We start from the raw sequence: 14,105 nt of genomic DNA, 5'->3' as shown, positions 1-14,105 counted from the left end.
GGTGCGTCAGCGTTTGGCTGAGGTGAGGATCAATTTAACCAATTCTGACTGTACTTCGTCGTCGTGTCCGACCAAAACGTGGCCGCCGGTGTTGTACCCGATGAACCGGGCGCCTTGGATCTGGCTGGCGGTGTACTGCGCACCGTCGAACGTGCCATAACCGTCATCACGTGCGCTGATGATGAGAGTGGGGGCGCGAATCAGCTCCAGGGAGTAGCGAGTGCTGACGTTGGCCAGTTGTGAGTCAGCCTCCAGACCCAAGGCCCGAACTGACACAGGCAGGATGTTGTCGGCCATCGCATAAACCCGCGCGCGTTCTTGTGGGCTGGCGACCTTCACCTGATCGGGGGGCGTAGCCTGAACGATGCGGAGGATCTGGTCGCGCGCCACCTCAAGGCCCGCCCAAAACAGGAAGTCAGAGCTGATCAGCCGCATCAATACTTTCCCGACCCAGGGCGACAGCGGTGAGGCCACCTCGGCCTGTGTGCTGGGCTTATAGGCAATGGGCACGATTAACGCGAGTGCGCTGACACGGTCCGCATGGCGGATGGCCATTTGCATCGCCGACAAGGCGCCCGCCGAGCCGCCAATGACTCCCGCCTTCTGAATGCCCAGCGCGTCAAGCAGGCACGCGTGCGCATCTGCCTGGGCCGCAGCTGATGTCTCCGTTGGCATCGGCGTGCCCAGATAACCGAAGCGGGACATGGCGATGACCCGTATGCCGTGGCGCACCAGAGGAGCCGCGAAGGCCATGCCCTGGTCGTGCCCGCCGCCGCTGCCGTGAACCATGAGCACGGGTGTGCCGGCGCCCGCCTCTTGATACTCAATGGGGCCGCAGCGGGTTTGGGCCACCACCGCGCCCTGGGCGGCACGGACCTTCGCTTGCGCGATGTCACGGGTGAATTGCCACCAGACCAACCCGGCCGCGATCAAGGCGGCGACGGCGATGCTGATGGTGAGGGGGGTGGTTTTTTTCATCAGAGTTGAGGATTTGTCTGTGGGTGGTTCTGGTGTCAAGTCATCTTATGAAGCCGACCCCGTGCGCTGTTGACCCAACGCAACACAAGTCGCCAGATGGCAAATGCTGGAACCTCACCCCATGGTTGGGATGATTTCTTTATACTGTACGAATAAACAGTTATTTGTCAAAACCAGTGATCCGAAGCTTCATTGCCGAGGTCAGTGGTGACCGAACCTCATGGAGCCCTTAGCCCTTTTCGCCCCTTTGCCCGACTACGCCGAACTGCATTGCCTCAGCAACTTCAGCTTCCAGCGCGGCGCCTCGCACCCGGAAGAGCTGGTGGCGCGTGCCGCGGCGCTGGGCTACACGGCGCTGGCCATCACGGACGAGTGCTCGGTCGCCGGGTTGGTGCGCGCGCATGTTGAGGCCAAAAAGCGGGGGCTGAAATTGCTGCCGGGGGCCGAGTTTGCGGTGGAGGGCGCCACCCTCATCGCCTTGCCGCATGACCTGGCGGGCTGGGGTGACCTGTGTGAGTTCATCACCTGTGCACGCATGGCCGCGCCCAAAGGCCAGTACCGGTTGACGTGGGCTGACGCGCCCTGGCATCTGCTGGCAGGGTGTGAGGTGTTGCTGGTCTTGCCATCTGCTATCAATATGGAAGCTGCTTGCGCACTGTCCATCAGGGCTAGAGGCTTATTTAGTATAAATTTGTGGTTGTGCGTGAGCTTGCTGCTGGGGCCGGACGATGCGCTGCAGTTGCACCAACGCACGCAGGTGGCCGCCCTCACTGGTGTGCCGCTGGTGGCCACCGGCCAGGTGCACCTGCATGTGCGCTCGCGCAAGCCGCTGCAAGACGTGCTCACCGCCGTGCGCCTGGGGACGACGGTGAATGCGTGCGGTTTTGCGTTGCAAATCAATGCCGAAGCCCACCTGCGTTCGCGCGAGCGCCTGGGCCGGATTTACCCGCCTGCGCTGCTGGCCAACACCCTCACCATCGCCGCGCGCTGCAACTTCAGCCTGGACGAGTTGCGTTACCAGTACCCGATGGAAACCGTCTTGCCCGGCCTGAATCCCGCGCAAACACTGCGCCAGTTCACGCTTGAAGGCGCACACACACGCTACCCGCAGGGTATGCCGCCCACCGTCGAGAAACAGGTGGACCACGAGCTGGCGCTGATTGCCGAGCTGCAGTTCGAGATGTATTTCCTGACCGTGCACGACATCGTGCGTTTTGCGCGCAGCCGGCACATCCTGTGCCAGGGGCGCGGCTCGGCCGCCAACTCGGCGGTGTGCTACTGCCTGGGCGTGACCGAGGTGGACCCGGCGCATTCCAACCTGTTGTTCGAGCGCTTCATCAGCCGCGCCCGCAACGAGCCGCCCGACATTGACGTGGACTTTGAGCACGACCGGCGCGAAGAAGTCATCCAGTACATCTACCAAAAATACGGCCGCGAGCGCGCGGCCATTGCAGCCACTGTCATCAGCTACCGCCCGCGCAGCGCCTTGCGCGACGTCGGTCGGGCGCTGGGCATTGGCGAGGCCCTCATCACCGCCATGGCCAAGGAGCACCCCGGCATGTACAGCCGCGAGTTGCTGGCCGAGCGGCTGCAATCCGCGCTGGACCATCTGGGTCCTGCGGATGACAAACCGGGCACCGCGGTGCTGGACCTCTGGCTCGATTTGAGCCGCCAGCTGCTGGGTTTTCCACGCCACCTGAGCCAGCACGTGGGTGGCTTTGTGCTTACCCAAGGCAAGCTCACGCGCCTGGTGCCGGTTGAAAATGCCGCCATGCCGAACCGCTCCATCATCCAGTGGGACAAGGACGACCTGGACGCCATGGGCCTGCTCAAGGTCGATGTGTTGGCCCTGGGCATGCTCAGTGCCCTTCGCCGCTGCCTCGATCTGGTCGGCCAGCAGCGCGGCACTGTTCTGCGCATGCAGGACATTCCACCCGACGATGAGGCCACGTTTGACATGATCTGCCAGGCCGACACCGTGGGCGTGTTCCAGATCGAGAGCCGGGCGCAAATGTCGATGCTGCCGCGCCTCAAGCCACGCTGTTTTTACGACCTGGTGGTGGAGGTGGCCATCGTGCGCCCCGGCCCCATCCAGGGCGGCATGGTCCACCCCTACCTGCAAAACCGGCTGCACCCGGCACAGGTGGTGTACCCGTATCCGGCGCTGCGCCAGGCGCTGGAGCGCACGCTGGGGGTGCCGATTTTTCAGGAACAGGTGATGCAGATCGCCATGATTGCCGCTGACTTTACCGGCGATGAGGCCGACGACCTGCGCCGCTCCATGGCTGCCTGGAAGCGCAAAGGCGGCGTGCACAAGTTTCACGACCGGCTGGTGGACCGCATGGTGCTGAATGGTTATGACGCCACCTTTGCCGAAAACATCTTCAAGCAGATCGAAGGCTTTGGCGAGTACGGATTTCCGGAGAGCCACGCCGCCAGCTTTGCCCAATTGACTTACGTGAGCTGCTGGCTCAAACGTCACGAACCCGCCTGCTTTCTGGCCGCCTTGCTCAACTCGCAGCCCATGGGCTTTTACCCACCGTCCCAACTGGTGCAAGACGCCCAGCGGCACGGCGTTGAAGTGCGGGCCGTGGATGTGATGCACAGCACATGGGACTGCACGCTGGAGGGGGCTGCGGTGCGTTTGGGTCTTTGCCTGGTGGACGGCCTGAGCCCAGCCGCTGCAGAACGCCTCACCATCGCCCGCGCCGCCGCCCGCTTCACCAGCACCGAAGACCTCGCGCTGCGTGCCGTGCTGGATCAGGCGGACCTCAACGCCCTGGCCGCAGCCGACGCCCTGGCCGCCCTGTCGGGCCACCGCCGCCAGCAGGTGTGGGATGCCGCTGCCCTGCAAGCGGCGCCCCCGTTGTTGAAAAGCGTGCCGGTGATGGAAGCGTTGTTGTTGCTACCCGCCGCCAGCGAGGGCGAAGAAGTGGTATTTGATTACGCCGCTACGGGACTCACTTTGCGCCGCCACCCCTTGTCGTTGCTGCGGGAGCAGCTATCAAAAATGAAGCTGCTCACGGCCACCCAACTGCGCGACTTGCCCAGCGGACGGCTGGTCCGCGCCTGCGGGCTGGTCACCATGCGCCAGCAACCCCAAACCGCCAAGGGCGTGGTGTTCGTCACCCTCGAAGACGAGACCGGTTCGGTGAATGTGATCGTCTGGAAAAGCCTGCGCGAGCGCCAGCGCAACGAACTGCTCAAGTCACGCCTGCTGGCGGTCTACGGCATGTGGCAACGCGACGAGGAGAGCGGGGGCGAGGTGCGCCACCTGATTGCCGGCCACCTGCGCGATCTGACGCCCTTGCTGGGGGGACTGGCCACGCAGAGCCGGGAGTTTCATTGAGGGCCCGCCCGCGTTTTCAACGCACCGGCAGGACAAGGGCTGCTATGTTTTTGACGGCCTGCGCCAGGGGCACGTTGGCCCCGCTGAGTTCAATATCGGGATGCTCGGGGGCTTCATACGGGCTGCCCACGCCCGTCATGTTCGGCAACAGCCCGCTGCGGGCTTTTTTATAAAGCCCTTTGACGTCGCGCTGCTCACACACCGCCAGCGAGGTGCTGACATACACCTCGATGAAATTTTCTGTCCCAATGAGTTCTCTCGCCATGTCGCGTTCTTTGCGAAAGGGCGAGATAAAGGCCGTCATCACGATCAACCCGGCATCCATCATCAGTTTGGCGACCTCGGCAATGCGGCGGATGTTTTCCACGCGGTCCGCGTCGTTAAAGCCCAAGTCCCGATTCAGGCCCTGGCGGACGTTGTCGCCGTCCAGAAGGTAGGTGCGCAGGCCTTTTTGATGAAGTTCGACCTCCAGCGCGTTAGCCATCGTTGATTTACCCGCACCCGAGAGCCCCGTGAACCAGACAACACTGCCTTTGTGACCATTGAGCTTCTCGCGCGCAGGGCGGCTCACCGACAGGGCTTGTGTGTGCAAATCGGTTGAAGGATTAAAACTGTACTGGTTCATTCCTGCCACGCCAATGATTTGTCTTTGGCAGCGGCGCAAGCAATGGTGTCATTCATAGCTGATATTTTTTGCCTGTCACAACAACCAAACGACTGCAAAACGCACTGTAAATAGTTCATCAAAAATTACGGCAGGGCGAAGTTGCGTTACTCGTGCGCCCTTTCATCTTAAGTGGATTTCCGAACGCTACACGCCAAATTCGCTCGTCGATTTTTTTTACACTTTAAATCAAAACTTCACATGAATCCAACCTAAAAGCTATTTTTCGGGACCTAAGTCATTGATTTTTATATCAGGTTAAAAATTCTCTAACAAACGGCTCGTTTTTTGCTTGGATTTATTTTATCGGCTCCCGGTAAGTAAGTTCTTAATAGTGTCAATTTTTTAATGAAGGAGAAGAAATGAGTGCTCAAAAATTCAAAATTGCCGCCATTGCGGCCGGGGTTGCAGTAGCCCTGCTTGGGACTTCAGCGCAAGCATCGCATTTCCGCGGTGGCGCTTTGGTCGGTTCGGTTACAGCTAGCGGATTGATTACTGTAAATGCGACTACATTTTGGCGTCCTACAGCTGTTGATGCTGTGAACAGCATAAGTACGTTTTCAAAGGTCGGCTCCAGCGTCCTCGATACGTCCGACACGCGCTTCACCAAGGTGAGCGAGGTGTTCTCCCGCCAACTGACAGGTGCTGGCCTCTACACCTTCAGTGCGAGCAACTGCTGCCGTGTTTCAGGTCCAATCAACAGTTCTTCCAATACCTGGACTTTGAATTCAGGCATCTTCTGGAATGGCACTACTGCCAATACCCCGATTCTGTTCAACTTCTCCAATGTTCAGCCTGAAGTTGTGCGTGGAACTGCCTACAACGATAATTTGGATGCAATTGCTGGTGCGGGTCTGACGTTATCGTACGATCAAGTTCTCAACGCCGGCATTTCTTCTCAACCTCCCGGATTCACAATCGACCCTCTGACGGGCGCATTGAGCATTCCAATTGGATCCACAACACTGGCCAACTATCCTGACAACACCTCGAATGCGGGTGCTGACGCGGCATTTAGCGGAAACATCAAAGCTTCTGATGGAAGCTCTGTAGAGTTTGAGTGGCTATTTGATGCGGTAGCAACTGCTGGCAATTTGGCTCCCAGTGTGAACGATGTCATCATCAACGCCTTGGTCGGTTCTACTGTTTCCATAGTTGCAACAGCTGTTGACGACGGACTTCCAACCAACACCTTGACTTGGACTGATATTGGTCTACTGAACCCGTTGGGGACTTGCAGCAATGCACCGACTTTCAATGCCGCGTCACAGGCCTTTGCATGGAACACAGCCGGATGCGCGGTAGGTTCCTATCTCTACCAAGTTGCAGCGTCAGACGGTCAAAAGTCTGATAACGGAACAATCACCGTCAACCTGTCGAACCCGAACGGCAATGCTGTTCCTGAACCTGATAGCTTGTATCTGCTCGGCTTGGCTATTTTGGGACTTGGTGTGGTTTCGCGTCGCCGTAAATCATAATATTTTCCGCCTTGACCTGATAATAAGCTCCCCTGTCAGGGGAGCTTTTTTTTGCTTCAAAATTATTCACTTACTCTCATCATTTCCAAAACGTATGACTGACGTTTCACCAAAAAGAAATGACCAATGTCCCTGCGGCAGTGGAAAAAAATACAAGCATTGTTGCCATGTGTTGGCTGTGTCTGTCAAATCAGTTGACTCTCCTGCGTCGACAGCGGCCAACGCAAGTCATGCGCTCATTCTTCTACAGCAAGGGAAACTTTCGCAAGCCAAAAAACTGCTCACTGATTTGATTCGAATTGAACCCAATAACGCGATGCACCCCTATTTGCTGGGGTGGGTTGCAATGCAAAATGGGAGGCATGCAGATGCAGCTGCCGCTATGCGCAGGGCAATAGACTTGGGCCTTGTTGATCCAGCCACTTTTTATCATTTTGGGTGCGCCCTTGCAGCATTGGCTCAGTACACAGAGGCTGCCACCGCATTTGAACAATCGTTGGCTTTGAAACCGGATTTCTTGCCCGCCCGGAGCAATTTGGCGAACTGCCTTTTTGAGCAAAGAGCATTCAATCAAGCGGAGCGGCACTACCGCCTTACGCTGGAGAGCGATCCCTACAATCTCGTTGCGTGCCATAACCTTGCGCAAATTTTTTATCTTACGCAGCGCATTGATGAGGCGATTGAGTATTTTCAGTTGGCGACCATCGCTGCGCCTGCTGTCGCTGAGCTGTGGGCCAGTTTGGCCACCATGCAGGAATCGGACAATCGGTTGGATGCGGCTGAATCCTCGGCCCGGAAGGCTCTGAGATGCGACCCTCATAATTTGACCGCTTCTGTTGCCCTTGCGCGAGTGTTGCGTCGGCGGGATCAGCCCGCGAATGCGTTAGACGTGCTCACGGCACACAATATTCAAGCCAATGCGAATAAATCAGCCGTTGCCTATTGGGCGGAACAAGGTCAAGTGTTGGAGATGCTTGGTCGATATCGCGAATCATTCGACGCCTATGCGAAAAGTAAGACGCTTCTTGCGGGCTTAAGCCTGCACCAGTATGACCACAGTGCTGCGCAGCAAGTGCTCCGCTCGGAGCGTTCGCTGATAACGCCCGACAGATTGACTGCGTGGTCATTCCGACCGCAGTTGGTTACTCCGACGCCCTTGTTTATTGTCGGCTTTCCTCGCTCGGGGACAACCCTCTTGGAGCAGATGCTTGGGTGCCATTCCCTTGTTGTTCCCTGTGGTGAATTGGACACATCAATTGAGCGAGAGGCCAGTCGTCCAGGCTATCCGCAGGACCTGGTTGAGTTGGATGACTTGAGTCGCAATGAACGTTTGCTGAAATTGCGAGAAAGCTATCTTGATGTATCCCGCAGTCACGTCGGGCAGGCACAGGGAATCAAATACGCCACTGACAAAATGCCACTCAATTTGATGCGAATAGGACTGATACGGGTATTGTTTCCTGAGGCGCAAATTGTCCATGTCATTCGTCATCCGCTAGACGCTGTGGTTTCGGCGTATTTCACGCCATTTCAATTTGGCAACGAGTGGTCCCACAGGATAATTGATACGGCTCAAATGTTCGTGGACTCCTGGAGACACGCGCAAACAATGAGCAAACTGCCTGGAGTGAATTTTTTGCAAATCCGGTATGAAGACTTGATCTCCAACCCGGAATCGGTTCTGAGGCATCTTCTTGGCGCCTTGCAGCTTGATTGGGAGCCTGAGTGCCTCAACTTCAATCAAAGTAAACGCATTGCGCGGACTGCAAGTTATGCTCAAGTGAATCGAGCGGTTTACCAGACCTCAAAAAGACGTTATCGAAATTTTCTGGATTTCATCGATAGAGAAGCATTGGATGTGTTGATGCCTGTTATCACGGATGCTGGTTATGAGTTTTAGATGTCGGATGCCTGTTGAGTTCAGTGGCGTTTTGATGACTAGCGATTTGCCGAACTGAGCTTTCAGTCTGCTTAAAAAATTAAAGGATTAATTCATGTCACGCATGTCACTCACTTGTTTGATCACTCTTGCATTTTTTGCTGCAACGCCTGCTGAAGTGGCCGCTTTTCCAATTACCCAGAGTGACGCGCCCCAGGTTCTTGGAAATCCGTTAGATCCTTGGAGTGATTCTTCGATTTTGTCTGAAGCGGTGAAGCTGTTAAACCAGGGCAAACGAACCGAAGCAAAGGCCAAGTTGGCGCAATTCCTCAAGGAGTACCCGAATGATGCTCGTGGTCCCGAGCTAGCTGGCATTCTTTTGTTGGAGGATAAAAACTACACAATTGCAGCACTTTCTTTTGAGCGTTCTCTTAAATTGAATCCCCGTAACCCGGGTGTAATGGCAAAACTAGGTGTGTCGCTTCTGCTTCAGGAAAAGCTTCAGCAGGGGGAGGCTAAGCTGAACGTTGCAATAGCCATGCTTGACGGGGAGCCTTTGGCCAGGCGGTATCTTGGATGGTTGGAGGAAAAGCGAGGGAATTTGAAAGCGGCTAGCGTTCATTACTTGGCTGCTATCAAGGGCAACGGACTGCCTGTCAACTCACTGACTGAAACACATCTTGCTCTGAGCCGCATTTACAGCGCTACCGATCGAAATCAAGACGTCGTGCGCCTCATGGCGCCACTTGTGTCTAAAGCGGGTGCTGGCCCGCTGGGCCCAGCGGCAAAAATGCAACTCGCACTTGCTTATATCAAGCTTGGCCGTGACGAAGCAGATCCCTTGATCCATAGCCTCGAGCACAGTCTAAAGTCGGACAATCCAGATTTTAGGTATCTGATGGCAAATGCAAAATTCGATACCGATCCTGAGGGTGCTCGAAATATTTTGCAAGCCCTTGTTAAGTCAGATCCCGTCTATTCCGGTCGTGCGGGGTTAATGATTGCGCGCAGTTATGCCGTACAAGGTAAAACTGCGCTTGCTTTGAAAGAATTGGAAAGCCTTGCCGCAATAGCTCCAAAAAGCGAATTGCCTGGCGTTTTGACTGCATTGATTGCCGTCAATGTTTCGGCGGGTAAGGCTGCGGATGCGGGGAAGGTCATGGACGGTTATTTCAAAAAGTACCCTGATAACCCAGACGTAGCGTATTTGTTGGCGGAGACCCGACTTCATATGGGAGATCCAGCCGGAGCACAAACTTTGTTGCAACAGCTGGTAGTCAAAACACCTAAGAATGCACAGGTTTTTTCACTGCTAGGTCAAATTGAGCGATCTCAAAAAGCTTTTCCGCTTGCTGAGCAGCACTTGAAAAAAGCTACTTTGCTGGATTCTGGTTCTGTCAACTCGTGGATAAATCTAGCGGGCGTTTATATGAGCCTAAATGATCGGACGAGAGCAGAGAATACCCTTAAGACGGGGCTTGGGGTGAATCCTGGAAATGCTCAACTTCAATATGAATTGGCCGGTTTTTATGATTCCTTAGGAAATCGAAAAGAGGCGTTGACCTTGTACAAGACTATTCTTGACGCCAATCCAGCCTATATTCCAGCATTGAGTGGCATGACTCTTGGTTTGGCTGAGAGCGGTGATTTGGTACGTGCCAAACAATATGCTGAGAAGGCTTACAAAGTCGGACAGCGAGATCCCGTCTTTCAGGACGCCTATGGATGGACGTTAGTGCTAAATAAGGAGCTTGAAAAAGGACTGCCAATGTTGGAGCAGGCTTCTCGTGGAATGCCGGATGACGCTGTAACTTTGTATCACTTAGGTGCTGCCCTACTGCTTGCTGGCAAGACGGATGATGGAAAACATGCACTCCAGCGCTCACTTGCCGCGAACCCCCCCGAAAATGTGCGCGGGAAAGTCCAAGCCCTTTTAAAATAGAGGTGTTGTAAATCAATTTCGCGAATGCGCAAAGTGAGCGTCTTGCGTGTGACTTGTCTGCTATTGGTTGCTGAAAATTAAAATCAAGTATTTTTAGTGCAGAGGCTTTCTGATTGGCGACTTTGACTTTGGTGCAGACATGAAGAAAATCATCCCAATTTGAGTCCTACAATTTTTTCTCAATTGATCGTATATAGGCTTGTTGCGGGCTTGATTTTCTGCTTCGTTGTGGTCGTTGTGGACGCACTTGGTCGACCCTACATGCCGCGAATAGCCTTTGCCATCAGGCAAATTGACCATGGCTTATCAGCAAAGCCGATATTGAGCGTTATCCGCCAAGGTCACATTCCCATGCCGCCCAATACCCCGGCTGCTCACGCCAGCAGCCTGTTGGCCATGCTGCCGGGGCATCCAGCCGCACTGATGGCTTTTTGGTTTGCCGGCACGGTCGAAAGTGCCCCCGACGTCCAAATTGCCGCTTCGCAATTTGACCGTGCCACGCAGCAGTGGAGCGAGGCGCGCTTTGTGGTGAACCGGCACGCGATAGGCCAGCAACTGGGTTTTGGTGTCCGGCGACTAGGCAACCCGGTGGCCTGGCTGGATGGCGGGGGCAAGGTTCATTTGTTTGTGGTGGCGACGGGTCTGGGTGGCTGGGCAGCGGCGCGCATTGTGCATTTGCGCCAAAGCAATGAGGGCACCGACTTCTCGGCACTGTCGTTTGATGTGGTGCGCGTGCTGCCCTTGTCGTGGTTGTGGAACACCAGCTTTCTGGTGCGAACTGCGCCGCTTGCCCTGGCGGACGGCGGCATGGTGCTGCCAGTACATTTCGAACTGGGGATCAAGTACCCGGTGGCCTTGCGGTTTGACGCCGAGGGTGAATTCAAGGGCATGGCCCGGATCTCCAGCCGCAAGCACCTGCTACAGCCCACTTTGTTGATGTCCAGCGAGTCGCGCTGGCTGGCCCTGATGCGTGACCAGCGTCCTGAGGGTCGGGTGGCGGTGGCGCAAACAGTGGACGGCGGGCAGACCTGGGCGGACCTGCCCGATTTGGCCCTGCATAACCCGGATTCTTCGATTGCAGGCCTGGCGCTGGCCTCCGGGCGTATGTTCCTGGCCCACAATTCCTCGCCTTATTCACGTTTGGCACTCGATCTGAGCAGTTCAGCAGACGGCCAAACCTGGTCCTTGGACCAGGCGCTGGCTCACGGCTCAGGCCAGGATGAATTCTCGTACCCGGCCATGGTCTGGGCAGAGAGCAGCTTGTGGGTGAGTTACACCGACAAACGCCAACGCATTGCATGGCAGCGGTTTTCTGTGGCCGCGAGCCCCAACTGAGATCTTCAAACCCGATGGATATGAATTCGTTGTTGAGCAACTTTCTCGCAACCAACAACCCCTTGTGGCCCAACCCTCTGGCTACGCGTGTCGCTTTGCAGGTGATCTGGGCCCTTGTGCTGGGTAGCGGGGCAGGGCTGTTGGCATACAAACTTGTGCGGTCTTACCGGCTGGCTGTGGTTTTATGCGTGATGGTTTGGACATTGGTGCCTGGCAGTCTTTCTCCCGCCTACTGGCTGGGCCTGGCATTTCAAACCCCCAGCCTGGTGAGTGGTGTCATGGGCCTGGTTTATCTGTTCACCCTCTTGCGCCGCGAGCCTGTGCGAGGCCTTGCCATAAGCGCAGGGGAGAGGGGCATCTTGCAGGTCTTGACGATCTGCGCCGTGGTGCTGGGCTGGGTGCTGTTGCTGGACACGCTGGCCTGGCTGCCCGTTTCGGTTTACGCGTGGGGTTTTGGCACGGCGTCATTTGCCCTCGTGACCGTGTTCATCGTGTTGTTGTGGACGCTGTCCGGGGGACAGGCAGCGCACCGTTCCGCGCGCCTGAGTGCCCCCGCCATGGTATTGGCTGTCTTAGCCTTGTTTGTACTGACACGTTTACCCACCGGCAATGTATGGGACGCCTTGCTGGACCCGTGGTTATGGGTTGCTCTGCAGGTGTCGTGGCTTTTCAGGGCTGTGCGTTGGGTGAAGGCGGCTTGGCGCCGGTCACCACCCATTCGCGCCTGAATAACCACGTTTGTGGATACCACAGGTTGGCGAGTGTGATTTCGCCGCTCCGGTGGCGTCCTTTGACTTCCCAGCGCGAGCCGATCACGGTGCACGCGGGGGCACAAGGCGGTGCCTGTTCGGACGGCTCAGCCTGCCACCACACCACCGCATCGTAAGTTGACAACAAACGCGTCAGTTCAGCGGCCATCAAACCCGGTTGGGCGTGTGTCTTGTCGTCAAGGTCGTAGGCTTCAAAGCGGTTGCCCGGCAGCAAAAACTGGAAGCGCTCAAATTGCCCGTTGAACCCGTTGGGTACCGCAACACGTGCACCGCGCAGGGCGGCAACCGTTGACAACTCATAGTGGCCGGATGCGCCGTTCAGGGGCATGGTGGTGAAACTGAAGCAGGCGTAAACCGCCAGCGTCGCCGCCAGAGTGCAGGCCTGGGTCCAGCCTGGTTTGCATAAACCGGCCGAGACGATGCCAAGACTGATGGCAACAGCAAGCATTGTCACGCCCAACGCAAGGCTGCTCCCCATGCCCACCTCATGGGCGGCCCAGGCGATGCGCCCCAGTACACCGATAAAAATACCGCACAACAGCAAGGACAGCACAAACCATCCCCGTGCAATACGCTCCCACAAAAGCGCCATCATCATGGCCAGCGCAGGCATGGCGGGAATGACGTAACGGGCCGACCGCTGGCTGGGCAGCGTGAAGACGATGAGCCATACCGCCAGCCAGACCAGCAAAACCACCATGTAGGGTGACAGTTTGCGGACGGCGCCAGCTTGCCCCAGGCGTTGGCGAAGCGTCTTCAGCCCGACCCAGATCAGACCCAGGGCGACAAACGCCAGCAGACCCGCGTTCTGCACATAGGCGAGCAACTGCGCCCACATGCTGAAGCCACCGCCCCGCAATGCGGTCTGCCAGTAGCCCGCACTGTTGTTCATCTTTCCGGCGTTCTCACCGATGACAAACTCTTGCCACACGGCCGCCGGATCCGGGTCCAGCACAAACCACAGGGCAAAAATGCCCAGTGCCATCACGGCACTCAACGTCACTTTGCCTGTGGTTTGAATCACCACCCGCCAGTTCAACACGGGCGAACTCAGCAACTGCGCGCACCACAGCGTGGCGGCTGCGGGCGCAATCAGCGCGAAGGATTTGTAGGCGAGCCCCAGGCCCAGCGCCACACCAAACCCGGCGTGGGTTAGCCAGCTCAGGCTGGCCACGGGCGATGCCGCAGGGGCCCGCAGCCGCTGCCACAGCAGCACGAACAGGGGCAGGTTGAGCCAGAAGGTTTCTGGCGCGCTGGTCAGGTAGGTGCGGCCAAACCGGAAGGTGCAAAAGAACGCCAGGTACACGCAGGCGGCCAAACAGGCAGTGCGCAGGTTGCCCGTTATTTGTCGCACCGTCCAGCCTACCGCGCCAGCAATCAGCAGCGTATAGATCAGGCTGGGCAGCCGCAAGGCGCCCAGGCTCCAGTGGTTTCCCCAGTCGCCCGCCACCATCGCCTGCCAGAACAGCAGGGGCGGTTTGGTGTTGCGCATGTGGTCCAGTTCGGACACCAGCGGCAACCAGTGGCCGGAAGCGGCCGTCAGACGGGCAATGTGGGTGTAAACCAACTCGTCGCCGTTGGTGGGCGCGTACTGGCCACCCAATTCGAACACGTAGACAAACACGGCCTGGAGCAGCATGGCCAGCCAGGCCCATGTGGAGGTGTTCAACCGGTTGTGTTGCAGCGGGTCCAGCGAGCGAGAGGTCATGC

General features: G+C 57.0%; 9 protein-coding genes. 6 read left to right on the top strand and 3 right to left on the bottom strand.

What is annotated here, in order from left to right:
* Positions 1-6: 6 nt before the first annotated feature.
* Positions 7-978, bottom strand: coding sequence for an alpha/beta fold hydrolase (locus tag AC097N_RS12635; protein ID WP_479581376.1), 972 nt, complete (start codon positions 976-978; stop codon positions 7-9).
* Positions 979-1,198: 220 nt separating this feature from the next.
* Here AC097N_RS12635 and AC097N_RS12630 point away from each other — a divergent pair, with 220 nt between their 5' ends.
* Entirely contained in the window at positions 1,199-4,327 is a 3,129-nt protein-coding gene (locus AC097N_RS12630) for an error-prone DNA polymerase (protein ID WP_479581375.1), read from the top strand.
* A 16-nt stretch (positions 4,328-4,343) separates the two neighbouring features.
* Here AC097N_RS12630 and cysC read toward each other — a convergent pair whose 3' ends face one another.
* Complete coding sequence (gene cysC / locus AC097N_RS12625; RefSeq protein WP_479581374.1) at positions 4,344-4,952, bottom strand: adenylyl-sulfate kinase; 609 nt, start codon at positions 4,950-4,952, stop codon at positions 4,344-4,346.
* A 401-nt stretch (positions 4,953-5,353) separates the two neighbouring features.
* Here cysC and AC097N_RS12620 point away from each other — a divergent pair, with 401 nt between their 5' ends.
* The 5 genes from AC097N_RS12620 (at position 5,354) to AC097N_RS12600 (ending at position 12,353) form a co-directional block, all read left to right on the top strand.
* Positions 5,354-6,469 (top strand): PEP-CTERM sorting domain-containing protein, encoded by a 1,116-nt coding sequence (locus AC097N_RS12620; RefSeq protein WP_479581373.1) that lies wholly within the window; start codon positions 5,354-5,356, stop codon positions 6,467-6,469.
* A 94-nt stretch (positions 6,470-6,563) separates the two neighbouring features.
* Entirely contained in the window at positions 6,564-8,369 is a 1,806-nt protein-coding gene (locus AC097N_RS12615) for a sulfotransferase (protein ID WP_479581372.1), read from the top strand.
* A gap of 94 nt (positions 8,370-8,463) precedes the next feature.
* On the top strand, positions 8,464-10,290 hold the full coding sequence (locus tag AC097N_RS12610) for a tetratricopeptide repeat protein (RefSeq protein ID WP_479581371.1): 1,827 nt from the start codon (positions 8,464-8,466) through the stop codon (positions 10,288-10,290).
* A gap of 351 nt (positions 10,291-10,641) precedes the next feature.
* Positions 10,642-11,625: an exo-alpha-sialidase gene (locus AC097N_RS12605; protein ID WP_479581370.1), complete on the top strand. Its 984-nt coding sequence runs from the start codon at positions 10,642-10,644 to the stop codon at positions 11,623-11,625.
* 32 nt (positions 11,626-11,657) lie between these two features.
* A complete protein-coding gene (locus tag AC097N_RS12600) occupies positions 11,658-12,353 on the top strand; it encodes a hypothetical protein (RefSeq protein ID WP_479581369.1) in 696 nt (231 codons plus the stop codon).
* Here the strand turns inward: AC097N_RS12600 and AC097N_RS12595 are convergent.
* On the bottom strand, positions 12,295-14,103 hold the full coding sequence (locus AC097N_RS12595; RefSeq protein ID WP_479581368.1) for an ArnT family glycosyltransferase: 1,809 nt from the start codon (positions 14,101-14,103) through the stop codon (positions 12,295-12,297). The two genes, AC097N_RS12600 and AC097N_RS12595, sit on opposite strands and share 59 nt — an antisense overlap.
* Positions 14,104-14,105 lie beyond the last annotated feature (2 nt).

This window comes from Rhodoferax sp. LS1R11, from assembly GCF_056521395.1.
Note: the sequence above shows the minus strand (reverse complement) of the source record. Positions and strands in the feature narration are given on the sequence as shown.